The organism is Corynebacterium sp. HMSC06C06 (assembly GCF_001807295.1).
GTDB classification, from domain to species: Bacteria; Actinomycetota; Actinomycetes; order Mycobacteriales; family Mycobacteriaceae; genus Corynebacterium; species Corynebacterium striatum.
Genome location: NZ_KV788516.1, coordinates 1 through 1,195, shown reverse-complemented (window position 1 = coordinate 1,195; position 1,195 = coordinate 1). Strand labels below are relative to the sequence as shown.

Genomic DNA, 1,195 nt, shown 5'->3' with positions numbered 1-1,195 from the left:
GGGGCTCATCCCCGCTTACGCGGGGCGGACAACCCGATGCATTCCCCGGGTCATCGGACGTGGGGCTCATCCCCGCTTACGCGGGGCGGACTCCTGATGGGTACTATGTGGCGGCTGTTCCGCGGGCTCATCCCCGCTTACGCGGGGCGGACGATTTCTAAGGAAGTCAACTAGGGCGGTGTATGGGCTCATCCCCGCTTACGCGGGGCGGACGCGCCGGGGCACAATACTTGGTTTGATGGTGCGGGCTCATCCCCGCTTACGCGGGGCGGACCGGCGTGCGCAGGGTGTGGGTAAGGATGAGTTGGGCTCATCCCCGCTTACGCGGGGCGGACCTGATGCCGTGGCGTGGGTCTGCACCCAAGTCGGGCTCATCCCCGCTTACGCGGGGCGGACGGATGTTCTCGCGTTTCAGATTGACCTCAACCGGGCTCATCCCCGCTTACGCGGGGCGGACAGCAATCAGCAAGAGGGTGAACTTCCCGCGGTGGGCTCATCCCCGCTTACGCGGGGCGGACCACGGCTGTCACCGCGTCGAGCATTGCCTTCCAGGCTCATCCCCGCTTACGCGGGGCGGACTGATGAAGTTCCAGCCGCCCGCGAGTTTGCCGGGGCTCATCCCCGCTTACGCGGGGCGGACTTGGGTGCCGCCGTGGGCGGTGTCGGTGCCGCGGGCTCATCCCCGCTTACGCGGGGCGGACCCATCCGCTAGGAATTTGGCTTGTCCGCCAATGGGCTCATCCCCGCTTACGCGGGGCGGACAGCTCAGATGCTAGGCGTGCCCACTGTACGGGGGGCTCATCCCCGCTTACGCGGGGCGGACTTAATCAGGTGCGGGGCTAGTGCCCGGTAGAGCGGCTCATCCCCGCTTACGCGGGGCGGACTACTGGTTTTCCGGGTCGAGGATGTTGGGGCGGGGCTCATCCCCGCTTACGCGGGGCGGACTATATGTCACCCTGGTTGCAGTGTCAACCCGAGGGCTCATCCCCGCTTACGCGGGGCGGACGCTAACCGCCGGTGCTACTGACTTTATCGCTAGGGCTCATCCCCGCTTACGCGGGGCGGACTATATGTCACCCTGGTTGCAGTGTCAACCCGAGGGCTCATCCCCGCTTACGCGGGGCGGACGCGGGAATTTTCGGTACCCGTGGTGCTGCCCAGGGCTCATCCCCGCTTACGCGGGGCGGACTGATGA

The 1,195-nt window shown here is 66.9% G+C and carries 1 CRISPR repeat array.

Annotated features, from left to right (window positions below):
• Position 1 precedes the first annotated feature (1 nt).
• Positions 2–1,189: direct repeats of the CRISPR family, unit length 28 nt; unit sequence GGCTCATCCCCGCTTACGCGGGGCGGAC.
• Positions 1,190–1,195 lie beyond the last annotated feature (6 nt).